Annotated in this window: 19 protein-coding genes; 9 read left to right on the top strand and 10 right to left on the bottom strand. The window is 43.4% G+C overall.

The window, feature by feature from the left end; translation table 11 throughout:
- Positions 1-71: 71 nt before the first annotated feature.
- A complete protein-coding gene (locus MKZ09_RS28780) occupies positions 72-1,670 on the top strand; it encodes a peptide chain release factor 3 (protein ID WP_076206909.1) in 1,599 nt (532 codons plus the stop codon).
- Positions 1,671-1,770: 100 nt separating this feature from the next.
- Here the strand turns inward: MKZ09_RS28780 and MKZ09_RS28775 are convergent, their stop codons facing one another.
- Complete coding sequence (locus tag MKZ09_RS28775; RefSeq protein WP_076098826.1) at positions 1,771-2,007, bottom strand: small acid-soluble spore protein SspI; 237 nt, start codon at positions 2,005-2,007, stop codon at positions 1,771-1,773.
- Positions 2,008-2,241: 234 nt separating this feature from the next.
- Between MKZ09_RS28775 and MKZ09_RS28770 the strand changes: the two genes are divergently transcribed.
- Together MKZ09_RS28770 and MKZ09_RS28765 are read left to right on the top strand one after the other, a co-directional pair.
- Positions 2,242-2,901, top strand: coding sequence for a potassium channel family protein (locus MKZ09_RS28770; protein WP_036685517.1), 660 nt, complete (start codon positions 2,242-2,244; stop codon positions 2,899-2,901).
- A 336-nt stretch (positions 2,902-3,237) separates the two neighbouring features.
- The gene (locus MKZ09_RS28765; protein WP_076134110.1) at positions 3,238-4,023 is read left to right on the top strand and encodes a TrmH family RNA methyltransferase; all 786 of its coding nucleotides are present in this window, start codon (positions 3,238-3,240) and stop codon (positions 4,021-4,023) included.
- Between the two features lie 180 nt (positions 4,024-4,203).
- Here the strand turns inward: MKZ09_RS28765 and MKZ09_RS28760 are convergent, their stop codons facing one another.
- From MKZ09_RS28760 to MKZ09_RS28730, 7 genes are all read right to left on the bottom strand, one after another.
- Positions 4,204-4,758: a class I SAM-dependent methyltransferase gene (locus MKZ09_RS28760; protein ID WP_081383878.1), complete on the bottom strand. Its 555-nt coding sequence runs from the start codon at positions 4,756-4,758 to the stop codon at positions 4,204-4,206.
- 6 nt (positions 4,759-4,764) lie between these two features.
- Positions 4,765-5,799, bottom strand: a complete 1,035-nt coding sequence (locus MKZ09_RS28755) for a sensor histidine kinase (protein WP_111506415.1) — start codon at positions 5,797-5,799, stop codon at positions 4,765-4,767.
- A 55-nt stretch (positions 5,800-5,854) separates the two neighbouring features.
- Positions 5,855-6,535, bottom strand: a complete 681-nt coding sequence (locus MKZ09_RS28750) for a response regulator transcription factor (RefSeq protein ID WP_076134113.1) — start codon at positions 6,533-6,535, stop codon at positions 5,855-5,857.
- 31 nt (positions 6,536-6,566) lie between these two features.
- Positions 6,567-7,130 carry a class I SAM-dependent methyltransferase gene (locus tag MKZ09_RS28745; RefSeq protein ID WP_076134114.1) on the bottom strand — a complete coding sequence of 188 codons (564 nt, stop codon included), beginning with the start codon at positions 7,128-7,130 and terminating at the stop codon, positions 6,567-6,569.
- Between the two features lie 30 nt (positions 7,131-7,160).
- The gene (locus MKZ09_RS28740) at positions 7,161-7,658 is read right to left on the bottom strand and encodes a DedA family protein (RefSeq protein WP_076134115.1); all 498 of its coding nucleotides are present in this window, start codon (positions 7,656-7,658) and stop codon (positions 7,161-7,163) included.
- A 196-nt stretch (positions 7,659-7,854) separates the two neighbouring features.
- A complete protein-coding gene (locus MKZ09_RS28735) occupies positions 7,855-8,652 on the bottom strand; it encodes a sulfite exporter TauE/SafE family protein (protein ID WP_038573266.1) in 798 nt (265 codons plus the stop codon).
- Positions 8,653-8,696: 44 nt separating this feature from the next.
- Positions 8,697-10,310, bottom strand: a complete 1,614-nt coding sequence (locus tag MKZ09_RS28730; RefSeq protein WP_076206914.1) for a carboxylesterase family protein — start codon at positions 10,308-10,310, stop codon at positions 8,697-8,699.
- 135 nt (positions 10,311-10,445) lie between these two features.
- Between MKZ09_RS28730 and MKZ09_RS28725 the strand changes: the two genes are divergently transcribed.
- Entirely contained in the window at positions 10,446-11,357 is a 912-nt protein-coding gene (locus MKZ09_RS28725) for a LysR family transcriptional regulator (protein ID WP_076206916.1), read from the top strand.
- 20 nt (positions 11,358-11,377) lie between these two features.
- Here MKZ09_RS28725 and MKZ09_RS28720 read toward each other — a convergent pair whose 3' ends face one another.
- Both MKZ09_RS28720 and MKZ09_RS28715 read right to left on the bottom strand, forming a co-directional pair.
- Positions 11,378-11,971 (bottom strand): YdeI/OmpD-associated family protein, encoded by a 594-nt coding sequence (locus MKZ09_RS28720; protein ID WP_076206918.1) that lies wholly within the window; start codon positions 11,969-11,971, stop codon positions 11,378-11,380.
- 89 nt (positions 11,972-12,060) lie between these two features.
- Entirely contained in the window at positions 12,061-13,029 is a 969-nt protein-coding gene (locus tag MKZ09_RS28715; protein WP_076206920.1) for a LacI family DNA-binding transcriptional regulator, read from the bottom strand.
- A 112-nt stretch (positions 13,030-13,141) separates the two neighbouring features.
- On the opposite strand from MKZ09_RS28715, the gene MKZ09_RS28710 reads away from it, so the two are divergent.
- The 5 genes from MKZ09_RS28710 (at position 13,142) to MKZ09_RS28690 (ending at position 20,889) form a co-directional block, all read left to right on the top strand.
- A complete protein-coding gene (locus MKZ09_RS28710) occupies positions 13,142-14,554 on the top strand; it encodes a glycoside hydrolase family 1 protein (protein ID WP_076134121.1) in 1,413 nt (470 codons plus the stop codon).
- A gap of 282 nt (positions 14,555-14,836) precedes the next feature.
- Positions 14,837-16,681, top strand: a complete 1,845-nt coding sequence (locus MKZ09_RS28705) for a beta-glucoside-specific PTS transporter subunit IIABC (RefSeq protein ID WP_076134122.1) — start codon at positions 14,837-14,839, stop codon at positions 16,679-16,681.
- A 130-nt stretch (positions 16,682-16,811) separates the two neighbouring features.
- Positions 16,812-17,651, top strand: a complete 840-nt coding sequence (gene licT, locus MKZ09_RS28700; RefSeq protein ID WP_076206923.1) for a BglG family transcription antiterminator LicT — start codon at positions 16,812-16,814, stop codon at positions 17,649-17,651.
- 149 nt (positions 17,652-17,800) lie between these two features.
- The gene (locus MKZ09_RS28695) at positions 17,801-18,823 is read left to right on the top strand and encodes an ABC transporter substrate-binding protein (protein ID WP_076134123.1); all 1,023 of its coding nucleotides are present in this window, start codon (positions 17,801-17,803) and stop codon (positions 18,821-18,823) included.
- Between the two features lie 8 nt (positions 18,824-18,831).
- A complete protein-coding gene (locus MKZ09_RS28690) occupies positions 18,832-20,889 on the top strand; it encodes an iron ABC transporter permease (RefSeq protein WP_076134124.1) in 2,058 nt (685 codons plus the stop codon).
- The last annotated feature ends 462 nt before the right edge of the window (positions 20,890-21,351 follow it).

The following is a 21,351-nucleotide window of genomic DNA, read 5'->3' as shown; positions in this document are numbered from 1 at the left end:
AGCACCGATTTGATGAACCCCAGTGTAATTGAAGCAGAAGCAGGAATTTTATATATGAAGGGATATGTGTAATGAACAAAGCAATAGATCAGAAGCTGCAAAAGGAAGTGGATAGACGCAGAACCTTTGCGATCATTTCTCACCCGGATGCGGGTAAAACAACTTTAACGGAGAAGCTGCTGTTATTCGGTGGTGCGATCCGTCTGGCGGGAACGGTTAAGGCCCGTAAAGCGAATAAACATGCGACGAGTGACTGGATGGAAATTGAGAAGCAGCGGGGGATTTCTGTAACGTCTTCCGTAATGCAGTTTGATTATTTGAATCATCGCGTGAACATTTTGGATACACCGGGTCACCAAGACTTCAGTGAGGACACCTATCGTACCCTAACTGCAGCGGATAGTGCGGTCATGCTTATTGACGTGGCAAAAGGTGTGGAAGCCCAAACCACCAAACTGTTTCAGGTATGTGCTAAACGGGGCATTCCGATCTTTACCTTTATTAACAAGCTGGACCGTGAAGGACGTAGCCCGTTTGATCTGATGGAAGAGCTGGAGCAGGTTCTTGGTATTCGTTCTGTGCCAATGAACTGGCCGATCGGTAGTGGACGTGAGCTATGCGGCGTGTATGACCGGATGAAAAATCAGGTAGAGCTGTTCCAAGGTGACGATCACTCCGTAATCAAGGTTCAAAAGGTTGACGGATACCGTGATCCAATCATTCGTGAAATGGCTGGAGAGTATCTGCATGATCAACTGTGTCAGGATCTGGAGCTGCTGGATGTAGCAGGCGATGCTTTTGACTATGAAAAAGTATTAAGTGGTGAACTCACACCTGTGTTCTTTGGCAGTGCGATCAACAATTTTGGCGTACAGACTTTCCTCGATAATTTCTTGGATTTGGCACCGAAGCCTGAGCCACGCCGCAGTACTACAGGGGTAGTAGAACCAACGAATGAGAAATTCACTGGTTATGTGTTCAAAATTCAAGCGAACATGAACCCGGCTCACCGTGACCGGATTGCTTTCCTGCGTATTGTGTCCGGGAAATTCGAACGGGGTATGAGCGTGAAGCATGTACGTGCCGGTAAAGATATCAAGCTGGCGCAACCACAGCAATTTTTGGCGCAAGACCGCGATATCGTAGAGGAAGCTTATCCGGGAGATATCATCGGTCTGTTTGATCCAGGTATTTTTAGAATTGGTGATACCTTGAGCCAAGCAGGAGATATGGAATTCGATGAGCTGCCAACGTTCTCACCAGAGATTTTTGCTAAAGTGAGTATTAAAAATGCATTGAAATCGAAGCAGTTCCAGAAGGGTGTCGATCAGCTGACTGAAGAGGGCATGATCCAGGTGTTCCGCACGGTCAACTTTGACGATATTTTGCTCGGTGTAGTTGGACAACTGCAGTTTGAAGTGTTTGAGTACCGCATGAAGGGTGAATATGGTGTGGATGTTCAGTTGCAGAGAATGCCATACCAATTTGCACGTTGGATCGTAGATGATACTAAGCCGGATGCGAGCAAATTCAGAATCAACTCAACGTTGGTGACGGATAAGAAGGGCAATTTTGTCGTGTTGTTCGAGAACGAATATGCTATGCGGACAGCGATGGATAAGAACCCGACAGCTAAATTCCTGGAAATGGCTCCAAAAGCATTACTATAATTAGGACGCTATAACTTTCTGAATGTAATAATAAAACCTCCGCCTCCATAGGTGAAGTTACACCATGGTGAGCGGAGGTTTTTGACTAGTTGTGGTCAGTTTACGATGTGATATCCCCAGGGGTAATAGTCTCCAGGTGATCATGCAGCATGGTAACCAACCGATCTTGCTTAGCGGGATCTAAATCCTTCCAGATCATTTCGAACACGGCGCCAAGTCCCGGGAGTGCTGCCTCCGGACCGTCCACAGAGCCTTCAATCATATGACGTAAATCCTCTTCAGATTGACCGTGCACTTTATGAAGAATCGCCTGGCGCAAGTCAATGGTAACGGGCATAATGTACCTCCTTTTTTGAAAATATAGTGATATTGACCTCGTTATAATGTGCCCTGCAAAGGTGCTGGAAATTCAAGTTTTTGTCCAAATATAAGATAGTATAAGTTTGACACATATATATCATCCTTATATTCCTACGAGAAACGGTTGTCATCCATAAGGACGGCAATGACGTTTCTTCTTGGCTTATGCTATACTGTTTGAGATATAGAATGCTACGGGAGGTACATAGACATGGCCAAAAAACAATATGCCGTCATCGGTATGGGGCGTTTCGGATCTAGTGTTGCTAAGGCGCTCAGCGGCATGGGGTTTGATGTACTTGCGATTGATGCTGACGAGCAGCGAACACAGGAGATTTCAAGTATTGTAACTCATGCCGTATCTGCAGATTCCACGGATGAGGAGGCGCTGCGTGCCCTTGGTATTCGCAATTTTGATGTGGTGGTTGTAGCCATTGGCGAGGACATTCAAGCTAGCATCCTGACAACACTTATCCTAAAAGACCTGGGTGTGCCTGCAATTCTGGCAAAAGCCAAAGGTGAACTGCACGGCAAAGTATTAAGCAAAATTGGTGCAGACAAGGTGATTTATCCTGAACGGGATATGGGAATGCGGGTTGCGCATCATCTTGCTTCGCCTAATATATTGGATTATATTGAGCTGTCGCCGGACTACAGTATTCTGGATATGAAGGTATCCGGACCGATGCTCGGAAAAAATCTACAGGAGCTCGACATCCGCGCAAGATTTGGCTGCAATGTAATGGCCATCCGCCAAGGTGAAGAAATGAACATCTCTCCCCGTGCAGAGGATCGTCTGATTGATGGCGATATCCTTGTTATTGTTGGGCATAAGGATAATTTGACGAAGCTGGAGATGGCGTATCAGTAGGATGGAATGTTCTGATGATAAGCGTTACTGCGAGGAAAGTTTGGACTTCCGGTCACTGTTGTCTCCAGATTTTTTTGATTTGAGCCGCCTGTTGCGGATAAAATATGGAGACAGCTTATGCTTTCGAAGCGAGCTTTACTACGTAAAGCTTTCGGCTGAGCGCTTCGCTCCTACAGTTCCAAATTTCCTCTCCATAACGTTTTCATCAGGTTTATAGGGTGTAGAAGAGAAGAAGAGCAAAGGCAGAGATAAAGATAAAGAGTATGGCGTCAAGATAAAGAAGAAACACAAACTAATGGTTATAGACTAAGGCAAGGCAGAAGAAAGGAAGACCTTATGGAAATCATGTCTCCGCAAAATACGCGGGTTAAAGAGTGGGCCGGGTTACAGGAGAAAAAGCACCGTGACAAGGCTCGTAAATATATCGTAGAGGGCGTTCATCTGGTTCAGGAAGCACTGCTGGCTGAAGCAGATGTGGAATGCCTTGCTTATGACCTCGACAAAGGAATGCCTGCTGAACTTAAGGGGCTGCTTCAGGCCGTTCAGGGAATGGAAGTGATTGGCGTTTCGGCGGCGATCATTTCGAAATGCAGCAGCACCAATACGCCGCAGCCTGTGTTCGCCATCGTGCGGAAGGAACAGCAGGCTGTAGAAGCTATCCTAGCGAAGAAGGATAGCCTTGTGGTTGTGCTGGACGGCGTGCAGGATCCCGGTAATGTCGGCACCATCATCCGCAGTGCGGATGCAGCGGGAGCAGACGGAGTGATCCTCGGACAAGGCTGTGCCGACCTCTATAATCCGAAGACCATCCGGTCCACGATGGGCTCGATGTTCCATCTTCCGGTGGTGGAGGGAGAGTTAAGTGAGATTTTGCCACAGGCCCGGAAAAATGGGGCGCTGCTGGTGAGCACTTCGCTGCAGGGCGAAGAATCGTGCTATGAGCACGATTTTCAGGGCAGCCAGTGGTTGCTGATTGGCAGCGAAGGCAAAGGCATTTCGCAGGAAACGGCGCGACTCGTGGACAAGAGTATCATCATCCCGATGGCAGGCCGCGCGGAATCGCTGAACGCCGCAATGGCGGCGACGATTTTGCTGTTTGAGGGAATGAGACAGCGGGGATAATTTATCACCGTTTGGAACGTAGTTTTTCACAGTAAATCCCGTCCTGATGATCAAGATAATCTTGATCATCAGGACTTTTTTATAATCCTGCAACAGTATTGGCTGCATATTGGCCTGGTCATTTCCATTCTCAATACTTATATATTCTTTAGAAATTACTATTTTTCGAATATTCATATGTCATTCTTTTTTACGACAAATATATACGAATGTTGGAGGAAAAGTGTAAGGCACAAATTCAATTTTCTCAATAAGTAGTTGTTTAGCCCATCTTTTTTTCATGTGCAGCGAGTGCTGATATGCAACTAAAATTCCGCCTGGTTTAAGTGACTTAACAATCTGATGTAGGATTTTGTCACGCATTTCACTTGAAAAATTAAAAAATGGTAATCCGCAAATTATGCAATCTAACTCACGGATGCCTTCCTGATTCAATTTCTTGAGTAAGTAGCTGGCGTTGGAATGGAAAATGCATTCCGGATAAATTGCTTTTAAGTGTTCTCTCATTTTTTTATTCCGCTCAAACAAAAGCACTTTTGTAGAATTCTTTAATTGTGATGTCATGAGACGTGTAATAGCACCTGTACCAGCTCCAAGCTCTGCAACGGCATTTACATTATGCCATTGTACAGACTGAACTATTTTATCGGCTAATAATGGCGAACTGGGTAGAATATTTCCTACCCGCTTTGGATCTTTGAGGAAGCCTTGTAAGAAAAGTAAGTATTCAGACATAATCAATTAGCAATCCTCTCCGAAAGGCAATCTCAGTTGGAATGTGAAGACGTCATGAGTGTGTTTAAGCGTTAAAGTACCCTTGTGCAACTCAGCAATATTCCTAGCTATCGAAAGACCAAGTCCTGCCCCGGTTTGAATTCCCTGACTTTTTCTTGAGTGGTCAACCTTATAAAATCGTTCAAATAGACGGTTTTCTTGATCCTGTGAGAGGGGAGTCCCTTTATTTTCAATCTCAATGGTACAGTGTTCAGAATCGGTTGTAATTCGTATGCTAATGCTTCCCGGGCTGATGGAATATTTTAAGGCGTTCATAAGTAGATTATCTATGGCTCTGGCTATTTTCTCACTGTCGATTAAGGTGATGATTGGACTCTTATCTATATCTTTTATAAGGTGGACATTGTTTTCTTGAGCGATCGGTTCGAATTCGAATAGCAATTGATTCAAAAGCTGCGACAAATCGATTCTCTCCAGATTTAAACGGGAGTCAGCCGAATTAAGTCGGGTATATTCAAACAAATCATCGAGGAGTTTCTTCAAATGAAGCGCCTTGTTATAGGTGTTTTGAATAAAACGTGTATATTCTTTTTTATCTTGGTACGATTCTGTACGTAAAAGCTCAATATACCCGATAATACTTGTAAGAGGGGTGCGTAAGTCGTGTGAAATCCCCGTGATCATCTCCATCTTGGATTTTTCTATTTCGCGTTCCTTGATGATCTGTTGCTCTAAGCGCTCTGCCATCCGGTTGATGTTCAAAGCCACCAGTCCTAGTTCATCTTGGCGAACAACATTTACCCGATAACTCAAATCACCTTCGGATATAATTTGAAGTCCTTGTTCCAGCGCAATTAAATCTTTGACGATTCGCCGGGTCAATGTAAAAAATGTAATAACGAAAATAATGAAAAACATCGGAGTAAGAAGGTAGGCAAGAAAATTGAACACCCAATCCAATTTTGTTGCATTTCCAAAATGAAAGAACAAGATGCTAAGTGAGGTATTTATCGCAATGGTAATTATGAAACTCAACACCATCCTGATTAAAATATTGGACTGAATGCGTTTATTTATTTGTAGATTTCGTATGGTTTTAATCAACTTTGTAACCAACTCCCCAGACTGTCTTAATATACAGAGGTTCTCTTGGATTTTCCTCTAATTTTTCTCTTAAGTTACGAATATGAACCATTACGGTATTGTCAGAATATCCGTAAGGCTCTTTCCATACACTCTCGTAAATTTGCTCCGAACTATAAACTTGCCCAGGCCGGCTTGCAAGCAGGGTTAAAATCGCAAACTCTAGCGGAGTTAATGAAACTTCAATTCCATTTAACTTTACGGAATGTTTATTTTTATCTATGATTAGGTTTTTAATTATAAGCAGAGAGTTGAATTCTTCCTTTCCAATTAAGGACTGGCGCCGTAACTGAGCTTTTACACGGGCCAGTAGTTCCAGTGGATTAAACGGTTTGATCATGTAATCATCTGCCCCGGTAGTTAGACCTGTGATTTTATCAATGTCCTCTTGCTTGGCTGAGAGCATAATAATTGGGATATTTGATATTGCCCTAATTTTGAGACAGGCTGTGATGCCATCCATTTGAGGCATCATCACATCCAGGATAACCAGTTGAATGGGTGTTGTTTGTATTGTACTCAACGCCTCTTGACCATCTGCGGCTTCAAGCACTTGGTAACCTTCATTCCTTAAGTAAACATGAATCACATCTCGAATTTCAGAATCATCATCTGCAACAAGAATTGTATTCAATGGACGCTGCCCCTCTTCTATATTTATTTTATTATGTTTCCCTTTTACGACAGACGTAGACGAAAGCGGGAGGGAAATTAAATGGCACATATTTTATTGTATCAATATTAAAATATTCGGAGAGCTGCTTCTTCATTTGAAGTGAATACTGAAAGGCGATAAATAATCCCTCAGGTTTAAGGGATTGGTAGATCTGTTCAACCAATGTACTTCTTAATTCGGGCTCAAAATTGAAAAAGGGCAGCCCACTAAAAATACAATCTAACTGATGAATATGTGAACTCTTAATTGTTTCTACTAAACTAGCAGCATTATGATAACAGGAAAAGTCCGGATAGCTTGTCTTTAGGTTATTCCTCATGGTTTTATCCATCTCAAATAGTAACACTTTCGTTGTACTAGTTACCTTAGTATTGATTACACGGGTGATTGCACCCGTACCTGATCCAAGTTCAGCGACTGCTTTAACTTTATGCCAAGGGGCTTGGTTAACCATGCTGTGTGCCAGAAACCGGGAACTCGGGGTAACACTGCCTACCTGTTTTGGATCATGAATAAAACTTCTTAGAAATAAGAGTTTTTCATTGAAGCTCATTTGGAATTCCTCCATAATTTTAGAATTAATTTAGATGTTTATTAATTTTGATAGGATGTGATCTCCAAAGTATGTTCCTACAAAAAAGAACAGTAAGGTCCAACTTAAAGCACTGGGATATGAAATAAGGGCGAATCGTTTATAGCTTGTACCGCTGAGCCCGATCAACATGGGAATGATGTAACGTACAACTGGAATAAACATGCCGATATACATAGCTGTACGCCCACGTTTTTTTAGAATCTGCTCTGCTTTTTTAAAATGTCTATTAGCTTCAAATTTGCACTTCAGCTTTTGCCCAAAGTATTTACCTGCAAAGTAGGCAACCGTAAAGGCCGTTAATAGCCCTGATAAAATGCAGAAATAAGTCATCCAGGAATTGATAATCCCCATGTGGCTTAGGGTAGCTCCAGTGAGAATTGTAATTTCATTAGGGATTGGAATTCCAAAAGGGCCTAACGTGAAAGCAAGATAAAAAATCAGATATCCATACTGATTGATTAGCTCTAAGATGGTATTACTGGCCAATATGCCGCCTCCTTCGCTTACTTCAATACAGAAATCTTAACTAAAAAAACTGAGGAATTAGGTGGGGGAATTCTAAAGAAATCCTGAAGAGACTTAAAATTCGACAGAATTAGCCAAGTATCAGTCCCACAGTCACAATAAAAAAGTCCTGAGGATCAAGAAACTCATGATCCATCAGGACTTTTTACATAATGGCTTACCCTTTCATCATCAAACGAAGCGAAACGATGATGAGAAAAACGGCTAATAGCTTTAGAAGCAGCTGGGCAGGAAGGCGTTTTGCCAGGCGTGCGCCAATTTGACCGCCGATAATTGCGCCAGGTGCTAGGGCTAACACCATAAACCATTCAACATTCAATAAAAAGGCATGTGTTGTGGTGCTTACGATAGCTGACAGGAAAATTTGAAGCATAGAAGTTGCAACAGCGATATGGGGGGCAAAGCCGAGAAGTAAGGTCATTGTCGGAACCATAAGACTCCCGCCGCCAATCCCAAATAGGCTTGCTACAAAGCCAACAAGAAAACTGATGATTATGCCGGTAGGCATATGATAAGCATATTCGAAATGAGCACCGCTATTATCCGAAAAGCTTCGCTTCACGGTTGGTTTGAAAGGCCAATGGATGGGTTTGTTCGGCTTGAACAAGAGCAATAAAGCGACAAGGATTAAAAAAATCCCGAAGCTTACGAAAAACATTCTCCCGCCCATTTGCTTGGTAAAGAGTGCACCTATTACTGAACCCGGAATCGAAACGGCGGCAAAGGTGAGCGCTGCTTGATAATCGATTCTCTTCTGCTTTGCGTACACATAAGTGCTTGAGATGGAGTTGAAAAGCAGCATCGCCATTGATGTGCCAGCCAGATGTGAAGGCTCCATATCAGGAAAAAGGAAAGCCAACGCAGGCACAACGATGAACCCGCCGCCAAGTCCGACCAATGAACCGGAAATGCCAGCTGCTAGCCCGATGACTAAGAGCAGTAAGTAAGTTAGCACAACAGCATGTTCCTTCCTCTACGTGAATTCTACAATCATTTATCTTACCAGAAAAAACGTCCCGCAAATAAATTGTTTTTTAGCCAATTGCGCTGTTCTGCTGCTAAACGGGGATCATTGTCCATTTGGGACAGGATATCTTTTTTTACAAGTTTGCAGACGGATTGAACAATAGTTTGATCCTGGTTAGCATCTAACCAGAGAATTTCCGCAGACCGGGGATTAGGGGTGTATCGTTGCCAAGCAGGTTGTCCCTCAGTATTAGGATTACCGGTATATAGGAAATGCCGTAAATAGTCCCTCATTAGGGAAGAGAGCATGTTACGCCCAGGCTCGTTATGCTCGGAAATTACATCTGCAGGAAATCTTTCCTGGACACCGGAAAAGTCACCTGTATAGAAGGGGATGTCTGCACCATGCGGGGCACCTATAAGAAAACGGATGTAAGGATCGATCACTCCGTCTCTTAACCCCCAGGCGAACCGGTAAGCATAAATGGGCATCGCTGGGATCGCACTTAATAATATCTCTGTAGTCTGCTCTACATTAAATTCTGCATACAGATCGCTCCCATATTGGACTGCTGCTTCATAGAGCTTCTTTTCTTCCATATTTCCGGCTAACTCTTCCTTTTGCACTAGGGAGAAGAAATGAGTATCCCCTAAAGTGAACTCGGAGAATTCGCTGGCAGTGCTCCCAAGGATGATCGGCAGGGAAGGGTGATCGAGGTTATTTAGATTGTCGAAGCCACCAATAGGAATGACCGTGCCATCTTCGATCAAATGGGGAAAAGCAGCCATCTGAAGCCCCGTCTCACGAATGATTTCGACAAAGTGAAAGGCATTCTGACGATATAGGAAGTCGGAAATCTTATCCGCAGATTGTGTGGAAATCCATTCTCTTGTTTCATCTTGAGTGCTGACCGTTCCTGTTTTTATTAATAACTCTGTTAAAATGTCATCTGCTTTTTCTTCGCTTTGCTCCGTAACAGCCGTTGTTAAACCTCCGCTCATAATAAAGAGCTTATGAAAGAGCCCTCTGCCCAGCGGTGAAAGGTAAGCAGCTAATGCATTTCTTGCACCTGCAGACTGGCCCCCTAGTGTTATATTCCCTGGATTCCCCCCAAAGCAAACAATGTTTTTGTGCAGCCACTTTAGCGCATGAAGAACATCGAGGAGACCGTAATTTCCTGAGTCATCCAAGGGGTCCCCGGTTCGGAGTGAGGGATGCCGGAAAAATCCCATTGCTCCTAAACGGTAGTTCACTGTAACCACTATACTATTTGTCTTACACGCCAATTCTCCACCTTGAAAATCCCGTCCTGAACCCCCAATATTTCCGCCGCCGTGGAGGAAGACGAATACGGGTAAGCCTGCCTCGGTATGATCCGGTCGCCAAATATTCAAAAAGAGGCAATCTTCACTGCCGTCAGGTTCCCCTTGAATGAATTGGACACTGTTATTCTTGAAATCGCTTGCAGGAAATACACCTGTCCAAGCTTCTATCTCACGTGGTGCCTTCCATCTGAGCTTATGTATGGGGGGTTCCGCATAAGGAATCCCTAACCATGCGATCGCCCCAAGTTCTGGCAGACGTATGCCCTTAAGCTGACCGCTGGAGACTGTAATAATTTCTTCCATTGGTTCTTGTGTGCTCATTTATAGTTCCCCTTTCTCCTGCAGATTCTTATGTATTTTTAATTCTCTTTATTATAGTGTTCTGCTATGATGATGAAAAATATATTATTATATATAAAATACATAACTCTAAGGTTATAGAAGAGGGTGGTTTCGTTGGATTTACTTTCGCTTCGGTACTTTCAAACGGTTGCAAAGCTTGAGAATATGACCCGGGCAGCCGAAATACTCCAAATCTCACAGCCTGCTATAAGTAAAATGATCAAAAATCTTGAGGACGAATTAAACGTCAAATTGTTTGATCGCACAGGAAAATACATTCGATTAAATGAATACGGGAAGCGGTTTCTTGTAAAAGTTGATTCAGCCCTACAAACGTTAGAGGAGGGGAAAACAGAGCTATTGGACTTGTCTGAGAGACCGACAGGAACTGTGGTGATTTTTATCCAAGCGGGTTCCTATTTGCTTCCGGATATGATCACATTATTTCGTCAGAAGTACCCGGAAGCTCAATTCAAGCTATTGCAGCAAGATCAGGAGATCTCACGTTATCCGGCTTTTGATTTGTGTATTTCTTCTACTCCGCTCAAGATTCCAGGAACAGCGTCCACACCGGTAGTAACGGAAGAAATCATGCTGGCGGTTCCTAATGAGCACAGGCTCGCAACCCGTAAAAGTGTACGTCTGAATGAACTCGCGGAAGACGGCTTTATTAGTTTGAAAATAGGCAAGCAGCTGCGTGAAACGACGGATTCTCTCTGTCACGCCGCCGGATTTGCTCCGCGTATCATTTATGAATGCGATGAGCCTTCGATGGTACGCAGTCTAGTCCGTTCGGGACTAGGGGTTTCTTTTATCCCCGCTGTAACTTGGGGTGGTTCTCAAGGATCCTCAGTGGTACTTCTTCCCATTGAAGAACCCATAAGCACCCGCACCATTGAAATCTCATGGTATACCAACCGGTACATGACTAATGTCGCTAAAAAGTTCAAGGCCTTTGTTGAGGATTATTACAAGCAGTTAGAAGAAGACAAATTAAAAAATGAGTCAACTAACCCTAAGGCTTAATTGACTCATTGTCAGCAACGCTAATCATTTAATCCCTTGCCCTCAAGGATTTGCGGGATGAATTTTTCAATTCGGGATACGCGGGTTTTGGATTGTTTGGCTTGAGAAAAATGATAAATATATGCGTTTTGCCGTCCAGGCGTTAAGGCTTCAAAAGCAGTTTTTAAGCCAGGAAGTTCAGTGAATTTGTTCTTAAGCTCTTCAGGAATGAGGTAATCCTCTTTCTTTTTTAATTCGACTTCCAAACCCGCTTTTTCAACTTCTATGGCATTTTGAATGTAGGCTTTCAGAACAGCTTCCATTTCAACGATTTGTTGCACATTCGTAAACCGAATTTGGCGCGCTGCCTGCACATTTTCTGTTTGTTGAATTAGAATCCCATTGGGATCCTGTAACAAGGCACCTTTGTGAAAGAGAAGCGCACAATATTCTTTAAATCCATGAATTAATACTATGTTTTTATCATCAAATGTGTAACATGGATGCATCCACTTATAATCTTCGGTCAGCCCGCAATCAAGCACGATCGTTCTCAACTGCTCATATTCTTCCCGCCATTGTTTCGCTTTACTTAAGAATTTATCAACCCTAGGATTCAATACTTTATTTGTCATAAAAAACACCCGTCTTCATCATAATTTTCAATACAATTTTGCTGTTTTTTTATGGAATGTACAGTCGTAATCTTCTGAGAATGGGCAACCTATGTTGTCTCCCGTTCGATCAGTTGGAACGATAGGGGCTGCAGCTCCATATCCAGTCCTAGCAGGGTTGGAGCCAGCAGAAGAAAGGCGTTCTCCGCCTGTCCCGCAATCGGATTCCGAACAGTGGTAATTCCGAGCGTCTGCGACAGCTCCGAATTATCAAAACCAATGATGGCTAGATCATGGGGCACATCCAGCTGCTGTCTACGCGCTTCGCTCAGAACGCCCACCGCCACCAAATCATTGGAGCACAGAATAGCATCCGGCAGATCGGGTTGTCCAATTAGGGTTCGCACCAATTGCTCTCCGTCACGGATTCCATAAATCGTGGAGTAATACCATTTCTCAACGATGGGAAGATTATATTTGGCCATGATTTGCTCATAAGCTAGTCGTCTACTCTGGGTATTTATGCTGCTTGGGCGGCCAAAAGCATTAGCGATACGCGTATAACCCCGCTCTATTAAATGCTCTAGAGCGAGTGCATATCCGTCATATTGGTTCATGGCAACTGACGGGATTTCAGGATGGTCCATACGTTGCCAAGACACAATCGGGCCGTATTTGCAGTAGGAAGTTATGACATTTTTATCGTTAACAGCGGTCAGAATAAGCAGAGCGTCGACTCTTTTTTGTTTGAGATCCTCAAAGGCCTGAAGTTCCTTTTGCTTATCACCGCCGGTGGTATAAATAATCGTCTGATACCCGTAACGGCCGGAAATTTCGACGAAGCTGTTCATGAAGCACAAAATAAGCTCGTTGAGGTCTAAGGTAATCATGCCGATTTGCTGGGTTTGGCCTTTGGATAAAGATATGGCATTCCGATTGGGAACATAGTCCGTCTCTTTCATAATGGCGAGAATTTTCTCCCTAGTTTCCTTGCTGACATGGGGAGAATCGTTCAGGACTCGGGATACCGTAGCTTTGGAAAAGCCCGACAGCTTAGCAATTTCGTCAAGTGTGGACATCGGCTTATCTCCTTTGCAAGATTAATCCTTGACATGTAACGCGTTCCAAGGTTTAGGATTCGGATTAGAGCAGTAAACCTATACTATCACAATAGCAAAGGCGGGAAGAAATATGAACTTACAATTTCCAGAAGGATTCCTATGGGGTGGGGCTGTAGCCGCTAACCAGCTTGAAGGGGCATATCAGGATGATGGCAAAGGCTGGTCTACTCAAGATGTCATGCCGCATGGCATTAAGTCTGCGCCTACAGAAGTTCCTACCGACGATAACATGAAGTTGATTGGTATCGATTTCTATCACCGATATAAAGAAGATATTAAGCTGTTTGCGGAAATGGGCTTTAAAGTATTCCGGACGTCTATTGCCTGGTCCCGGATTTTTCCGAAAGGGGACGAGCTGGAGCCGAATGAACAAGGCTTGCAGTTCTACGACGACCTGTTCGATGAGTGTCATAAATACGGCATTGAGCCGCTAGTTACGATCTCCCATTATGAGACTCCGCTGCATTTGGCACGAGAGTATGATGGATGGGTCAACCGTAAAATGGTGGATTTTTATGAGCGTTATGTGAGAACGATCTTTAATCGTTACAAGAACAAGGTTAAATACTGGCTGACCTTCAACGAGATCAATTCTATCCTAGAGTTCCCATTTATGAGTGGCGGAATCAATACTCCATTGGAGAAATTGAGTAAGCAGGATCTGTATCAGGCCATTCACCATGAGTTCATTGCAAGTGCTTTGGCGGTAAAAATCGGTCATGAGATCAATCCTGATTTTAAAATAGGCTGTATGGTACTGAGCATGCCAATTTATCCGCTCACTCCGCATCCGGACGATTTGATCAAGGTGATGCAAAGCGATCACAAAAATATGTTTTTTGCGGATGTTCATAGCAGAGGTTATTATCCAGGATATATGAAACGGTTCTTTAAGGAACATGGAATTCACATTCATTTCGAGCCAGGGGACGAAGAAATTCTGAAGCATACCGTGGATTTCATATCGTTCAGTTACTATATGAGCACATGTGAAACGGCTGATCCGGAGAAACAGATCAGAGGAGAAGGAAACCTGCTGGGCGGGGTGCCGAATCCGTATCTGGAAGCGAGCGAATGGGGTTGGCAGATCGATCCGCAGGGCTTGCGTTATGTGATGAATATGTTCTATGACCGATACCAAAAACCGCTGTTTATTGTGGAAAATGGCCTTGGCGCCGTCGATCAGCTGGTTGTAGACGGGAACGGTGAGAAGATAGTAAACGACGATTACCGGATCAATTATTTGCGAGATCATTTGGTTCAAGTAGCGGAAGCTATTGCCGATGGCGTGGAAGTTATGGGATACACAAGCTGGGGTTGCATCGACTTGGTTAGCGCAACAAGCGCCGAGCTGAAGAAACGTTATGGTTTCATTTATGTAGATCGTCATGATGATGGTTCAGGTACACTGGACAGATACCGTAAGAAGTCCTTCCACTGGTACAAAGAAGTAATTGAGTCTAACGGACAAAGCCTGTTCTAATAAAAAAGTCCTGATAATCAAGTTATTCTTGATCTATCAGGGCCTTTTTTTTGTTATCCAATATTATACAGACCTTGGTTTATTGTTGACATCATTAATTGAACATGTTAATTTGTAAATAATAAATTAATCGGATATCAGGATTGCTACTGCATAGCAGGCAAAACCTAAGTTTCATTTATGATTACGGGATAATCTCTCTCGTACATAGATGTGATTTAGGTTTTTTTGTGTTCCCTGATATCCGTGATTAATTGATCTGTTACAAAGGGGTGTATAAAAATGAGTTATGAACAGCTAAGTAAAGACATTATCCAATCTGTCGGTGGGGAGAAAAATATTAACAATGTGATTCATTGTGCCACGCGACTAAGATTCACACTTAACGATGAGCAAAAAGCTGATAAAGAAAATTTGGAGAAAATGAAAGGGATTATTGGGGTAGTTAGCAAAGGGGGGCAATTTCAAGTTATAGTGGGTACCCATGTTGCTGATGTGTATAAAGAAATTGCCAAATCCATATCCCCTAACAGTGACTCTGGCGAGAACAAGGTAAAGAAACCTATAGGGACTTTGATTTTTGATGTTATTTCTAGAAGCTTTTCGCCTCTGATTGGTGCTTTAGCAGGTGCGGGTATGTTGAAAGCGCTATTAACCGTACTTGCTTCGTTACATGTTCTAAGTGCGGATAGTGAAACTTACAAAGTATTAGCCGGCGCTAGTAATGCCGTGTTTTATTTTCTACCTATTTTCTTAGGAATTACGTTATCGATTAGGTTGGGTGTGAATGCTTATGTGGGTGGTAGTATCGGTGCGGCCTTACTTGAGCCTAATATTACGGGATTAGCAAGTGTTGAATCTCCACATTTTTTAGGTATTCCTTTAGTAATTTCGGACTATTCATCAAGCGTATTTCCGATTTTTATCGCCATCTGTATATACGCTTTATTGGATAAGCAGCTAAGAAAGTTTATACACAAGGATTTGCAGATGTTCTTAGTCCCTATGATATGTTTGATTGTGATTGTACCGTTAACTATTTTAGCGTTCGGACCGTTTGGCGTGAATGTAGGGAATTTAATTGGAGACGCTATTTTGTTCCTCAGTACGAAAAGCGGTATTGTTACGGGAGCAATTGTGGGAATAGCTTGGACGTATTTGACTGTGCTCGGATTGCACTGGGGACTTGTGCCAATTATTCTTGAGAACATTGCTAAGGGTGGAGATCCGATATATGCAATGGCCGGCATGGCCATCTTCGCTCAGCTGGGTGTAGCGTTGGGGATCTTCCTGAAAACAAAGGACAAACAGTTGAAAACATTGGCCGGCAGTACATTTATACCAGGCGCGCTTTCAGGTGTAACAGAACCTATTATTTACGGATTGCTGACTCGTTACAAACGGACTTTCATTTATGTAACCATTGCCGGCGGAGTAGGTGGAGCACTTAGTGGTCTTTTCAAAGTGAAGATGGAAGTCTTCGCATTTGTCAGCGTATTAAGTCTTCCTGCATTCTCTCCGCTGGCGGTTCAAGCGATTATAGCAGGAGTGACCATTGTATTGGCTATGGTAATTACCATGGTATTTGGTTATGAAGATAAAAAGAAAGTGAATATTGTAGAAGAAAAAACGAATACTGAAAAAAGCGAAGTTATCCTCCCTCACGCCGTTAAAAGTTCAACCGTTGTAAGCCCTCTGGCTGGTAACGTAATCCCGTTAACCTCAGTAGATGATGCTGCCTTTGCTTCTGAAGCAATGGGTAAGGGGATTGCAATTGAACCCACAGAAGGTAAGCTTTATTCACCGGTAAGTGGAGTTGTATCCACTATTTTCAGAACAGGTCATTGTATTGCGGTAGTATCAGATGAGGGTGTTGAGGTCTTGATTCATATCGGTATAGAAACCGTGAAGCTAAAAGGTAAATACTTTGATGTGAAAGTGCAAGAAGGCGCAACAGTTAAACAGGGTGAGCTATTGATTGAGTTTGATTTTGAACAAATAAAAAATGAAGGTTATCAATGCACAACGCCGATAATTATTACCAATACGGCTAATTATAGTGATGTGATTGGTACCAATAAAACAGCTATTACACCGGGTGAAGATCTGCTGACTGTTGTAGTGTGATCTATTGAAGAGTTATAAGGTATGAATGGAATCGATCTCTTAGCACTGCTACTTAGAGATCGATTTTTTATTATAGAATACTATAAAAAAGTGCTAGCTTCGTAAAAATGAAAAGGTAAGGAGCTGTAATATGCGGATCGAAAAAGTGTTAAACAACAATGTTGTTACTGTCATAGATGAACAAAATTTTGAACTAGTAGTCATGGGAAGAGGACTGGCCTTTAAGAAAAAACGTGGAGACTTTTTAGAAGAAGATAAAATTGAAAAGATATTCACTTTAAGCAATCAAAAACTTTCAGATAAGCTAAAAACGCTGCTTTCCGAGATTCCAATCGAGCACATGGAGCTCTCAGAAGAGATTATCAACTTCGCCAAACTGCAGCTCGGTAAAATGCTGGATGACAGTATTTATGTTAGTCTGACAGATCATATCAGTTTTGCGCTGGAGAGATTCTCAAAAGGGATGAAGATTAAAAACGCCATGCTTTGGGAAATCAAAAAATTCTATAAAGAAGAATATGAGGTTGGGAAAGCTGCGCTTCAAATAATACATTCCAAGCTCGGAGTCAGACTTCCCGAAGATGAGGCTGGACATATTGCTCTCCATCTGGTGAATGCTGAACTAAATGAAGAGATGCCTAACATGGTGAATATCACCAAGATCATGAACGACATCCTAAATATCGTGAAGCGCCATTTTAGGCTAGAGTACGACGAGGAGTCCCTTGCTTATTACCGTTTTATCACTCATTTGAAATTTTTTGCACAACGTCTCATCAACGGTACTCCACCTCCTGATAATGAGAATGGTTTATTTATTTTGGTAAAGCAGCAGTATAGGGAAGCTTTCGCAAGCGTTGAGAAAATTAAAATCTATATTGATAAAACATACAATCGGGAGTTAACAAATGATGAAATGCTGTATCTGACCATACACATTGAAAGAATTACAAACCAGATCATGGAGTAGGTACGGTTAAACATTAAATTTTAACTTTGACTTTCGGGAGAATCACGTATAAGATTACTAATATGTTTTCTATGATAATCATTATCAATAGATTGATAACTGTTATCATAGAATCAACTTCGAACGTTGAATCCAGGGGGATAAAGTAAATGCACAAAAGGTTAATTAGTTTATTTATGGTTGTTGCTATCATATTGGTCGTATCAGGCTGTGGTACTAACCAAAAGAATAATTCAACATCGAACGCGGGAGCAACTGACAAACCAGCTGCTGAAAACGCGGGCAGTGAATCTACAAGCGGTCCTATTGTATTAAAAGATTCTAAAGGCGAGATTACGCTGGACAAACCTGCGCAAAAAGTTGTGGTATTGGAATGGACCTTTACGGAGGATGTTATTGCACTGGGAGTGCAGCCAGTAGGTAACGCAGATAACGAAAACTATAAGCTGTATGTGACTTCTGAAGCACCACTTGATGCAAACGTGACTGATGTTGGTTCCCGTGACGAGCCAGATCTGGAGACGATTGCTTCATTAAAGCCTGATCTGATTATTGCCAATACGGGTGGGCATGAAGGAATTTATGATCAACTTAAAAGTATCGCTCCAACACTGATTTTCGGCCTATATCCAAATGAAGGAGAAGGCAATCAGTACACGCTGATGGAAGATACTTTCAAAACGATTGCAGCGGCAGTAGGCAAAACAGCAGAAGCTGATAAGGTTCTTGCTGATTTGGATGCACATTATGCAGATGCAAAAGTAAAGCTGGCTGATGCAGGCAAAGAAGGCTTGAACTATGTACTGACACAAGCATACAGCTACCAGAATGCGGCAACGATGCGTCTTTTTACAGATAATTCACTTGCGGTACAAACTTTGGATCGGATCGGTCTGAAAAACGACTGGAAACCCGAAAATTTCGAAGTTTACGGATTCAGCACCTCTACAGTTGAAGCATTGCCTGCGGTTCAGGATACAAATCTGATCTATATCGTCCAAGAGGATGATAATATTTTCACGAAAGAACTGAAGGATAATTCCGTTTGGAATGGCCTTAATTTTGTGAAAGAGAATCGCACCTTCGGATTGAGCAGTACTACTTGGGTGTTCGGCGGCCCGATCTCCTCCAAAGTTATCGTGGATGAAGTTGTAAATACATTAACGAAATGAGTGCGGTTATGAACGAAAAGAGTAGCAAAGAAGCCTCTATCGGCATGAACTGGCGGATCATTGGAATATTTGGGGGCGGCTTTGCCGTCCTCTTCATTCTGTTCGTTTTAAGTTTAGGCTTTGGGGAAGCCAAGATCCCTGCAGCTACTGTTATAGATGGCTTACTGAATCGCCAAGATATAATGGAACATAATCTGCTCTGGGATATCCGCATGCCACGTACAGTTATTGGTCTGCTGGCCGGGGCTGCTCTGGCTGTGGCTGGGGCATTATTGCAAACTATAACGAAGAACCCGCTTGCTTCCTCAGATACACTTGGGATTAATGCCGGGGCATACTTTATGGTCGTGCTTGGTATGGTAGCTTTTCCTGCTTTGCAGCATGAGTTTCCATTTTTGCTCGCAGTTGCAGGGGGACTGCTTGCTGCTTTAGCCGCTTATTTATTGAGTGGAGGCAAGGCGGCCACACCTGTTCGGCTGGCTTTGTCAGGTATGATCGTCTCCATGGTGCTCGGAGCGTTTACATCGGCCATACATATTTTTAAAAGAACAGAAACACAAAATCTGTTTTTATGGGGTTCAGGTTCCCTAATCCAGTTGGATTGGGACGGTGTTATATATGCCTGGCCTTTTGTCGTAGTGCTGCTATTGGCAGCGATATTTGCCGGCAGACAATTTGATGCGCTGGAGCTCGATGAGTCAACCGCCCGTTCACTTGGACAGCGAGTAGGGTTAATTCGGGCGACAGGACTTGGCCTATCGGTATTAATGGCTGCGGTTGTAGTCAGCGTGGTTGGACCGATTGGCTTCGTCGGCTTAGTGGCTCCCCATCTCGTCAGACTTAGTGGGATTCGCAAGCATCGCCTGCTCATTCCTGCAAGCGCGTTGTGGGGAGCATTGCTCATCACGGCAGCGGATACGCTTGCGCGTGTAGTGCGAAGCAGTGTGGGTGAAATGCCTGTTGGTGCAGTTATGGCGATTATTGGAGCTCCGTGGCTCATTTGGCTGGTACTCACCAAGATGAAAAATATATCGGGCTCAGGCACTGGCCAATCATCGATGAGTATCGGTGGGGCGGGACTGCGTCTGCGCTTTGTGCCGACAGCTATATTTATGACCGTGCTGCTGATTGTTATTATCCTCGTAAGCTTATCGTTTGGGGGAACAAAAATACCGATCAGCGAATTGCTGAGCAGTCTGTTCCATAGGGGGGATCAATCCTATTCCGTCCTGCTGAATTTAAGACTTCCCCGTACACTCGTAGCGGCTGCAGGAGGGATCGCACTTGCAATCAGTGGTGTACTGATTCAAAGTGCTGTTCGGAATCCATTGGCAGATGCCTCTATTATTGGTGTAACCTCAGGGGCTGGCTTTGGTGCTTTGGCCGTAATGATCGTTTGGCCAGCCTTAACGGTATTCGCAGTTCCGCTTGCCGCAATCGTGGGTGGGGCACTGGCTGCAGCTTTTGTCTTTTCTATGGCTTGGCGCAGGTCCTTGAATCCATCGGTTCTGATCTTGCTTGGAATCGCAGTCTCTGCAATTGCCTCTGCGGGAATCCAGGTCATGATCGTCAAAGGAAGTTTATGGAGCAGTAGCTCCTTAATTTGGTTAACGGGTTCGACTTATGGACGAAGCTGGAATCAATTTTACATCTTATTTGTATTCCTGCTTGTACTTGTTCCGATTGCATACTATTTGGGTCGAAAATGCGATTTGTTGGCATTTGGTGACGAGAGTTCAACAGGATTGGGCTTGCCGGTTCGAGGAACGCGGCTTTGGGCTATGATTATCGGCGTTTTGCTTGCAGCGGGAGCCGTTGCAAGTGTGGGAACAATTGGCTTTCTCGGACTCATGGCGCCGCATGCGGTGCGGATGATGATTGGTCATCATACGAGACGCTCGATTGTTTTGTCAGGATTACTTGGCGGCTTGATGCTCGTCATTGCCGATACGCTCGGAAGAACCATAATGGCGCCGAAAGAAATCCCTTCAGGCCTTATTATTATGCTGATTGGGGCTCCGTATTTCTTGTTTCTAATGTACCGGTCACAGGTTAGAAAAGTGTAGATTTTGTTATAAGAAAAAATCAGGGGGTGCCCCAGCAGCCGTAAAATGGCTGCTGGGGCACCCCTGATTAATTAGAGCTTACTCCATCTAGAACGCCTCAAACATCGTTTCATTCGTTTAAGATTTCCCCCCCTTACGCTACAGCTATCGGACACAGATGACCTTAAACGCAGCTTTATTTCGCATTTGAAGTGACAACGGACCGCATAGTCGCTATTGGCATGAAAAGCACCCGATTTGCCCTTCTTCCTATGAAATAACGTGACTGGAGTCCGAAACCAAGCTCCAAAGGCTAAAAATCCGCATATAAAGTCATCTGAGTCCTTAAGCCTCAACGAATGATGACAATTTATTGGTGCAGGCCACCAATGCCCATAAACAAAAGGCAGCGATTCTCCCATACCGGGGAAAGCTGCTTTTTTAATTGGATATTATCGATTTGTGAACAATTATTTAACTATT

Origin of the sequence: Paenibacillus sp. FSL R5-0908, assembly GCF_038006245.1 — a bacterium.
GTDB classification, from domain to species: Bacteria; Bacillota; Bacilli; order Paenibacillales; family Paenibacillaceae; genus Paenibacillus_AQ; species Paenibacillus_AQ odorifer.
Note: the sequence above shows the minus strand (reverse complement) of the source record. Positions and strands in the feature narration are given on the sequence as shown.

Bases quoted from the DNA above. Each gene is read 5' to 3' on its own strand.
- MKZ09_RS28780 (WP_076206909.1), top strand. From the start codon at position 72: ATGAACAAAGCAATAGATCAGAAGCTGCAAAAGGAAGTGGATAGACGC.
- MKZ09_RS28775 (WP_076098826.1), bottom strand. From the start codon at position 2,007: ATGCCCGTTACCATTGACTTGCGCCAGGCGATTCTTCATAAAGTGCAC.
- MKZ09_RS28770 (WP_036685517.1), top strand. From the start codon at position 2,242: ATGGCCAAAAAACAATATGCCGTCATCGGTATGGGGCGTTTCGGATCT.
- MKZ09_RS28765 (WP_076134110.1), top strand. From the start codon at position 3,238: ATGGAAATCATGTCTCCGCAAAATACGCGGGTTAAAGAGTGGGCCGGG.
- MKZ09_RS28760 (WP_081383878.1), bottom strand. From the start codon at position 4,758: ATGTCTGAATACTTACTTTTCTTACAAGGCTTCCTCAAAGATCCAAAG.
- MKZ09_RS28755 (WP_111506415.1), bottom strand. From the start codon at position 5,799: ATGGTGTTGAGTTTCATAATTACCATTGCGATAAATACCTCACTTAGC.
- MKZ09_RS28745 (WP_076134114.1), bottom strand. From the start codon at position 7,130: ATGAGCTTCAATGAAAAACTCTTATTTCTAAGAAGTTTTATTCATGAT.
- MKZ09_RS28730 (WP_076206914.1), bottom strand. From the start codon at position 10,310: ATGAGCACACAAGAACCAATGGAAGAAATTATTACAGTCTCCAGCGGT.
- MKZ09_RS28720 (WP_076206918.1), bottom strand. From the start codon at position 11,971: ATGACAAATAAAGTATTGAATCCTAGGGTTGATAAATTCTTAAGTAAA.
- MKZ09_RS28715 (WP_076206920.1), bottom strand. From the start codon at position 13,029: ATGTCCACACTTGACGAAATTGCTAAGCTGTCGGGCTTTTCCAAAGCT.
- MKZ09_RS28710 (WP_076134121.1), top strand. From the start codon at position 13,142: ATGAACTTACAATTTCCAGAAGGATTCCTATGGGGTGGGGCTGTAGCC.
- MKZ09_RS28705 (WP_076134122.1), top strand. From the start codon at position 14,837: ATGAGTTATGAACAGCTAAGTAAAGACATTATCCAATCTGTCGGTGGG.
- licT (WP_076206923.1), top strand. From the start codon at position 16,812: ATGCGGATCGAAAAAGTGTTAAACAACAATGTTGTTACTGTCATAGAT.
- MKZ09_RS28695 (WP_076134123.1), top strand. From the start codon at position 17,801: ATGCACAAAAGGTTAATTAGTTTATTTATGGTTGTTGCTATCATATTG.
- MKZ09_RS28690 (WP_076134124.1), top strand. From the start codon at position 18,832: ATGAACGAAAAGAGTAGCAAAGAAGCCTCTATCGGCATGAACTGGCGG.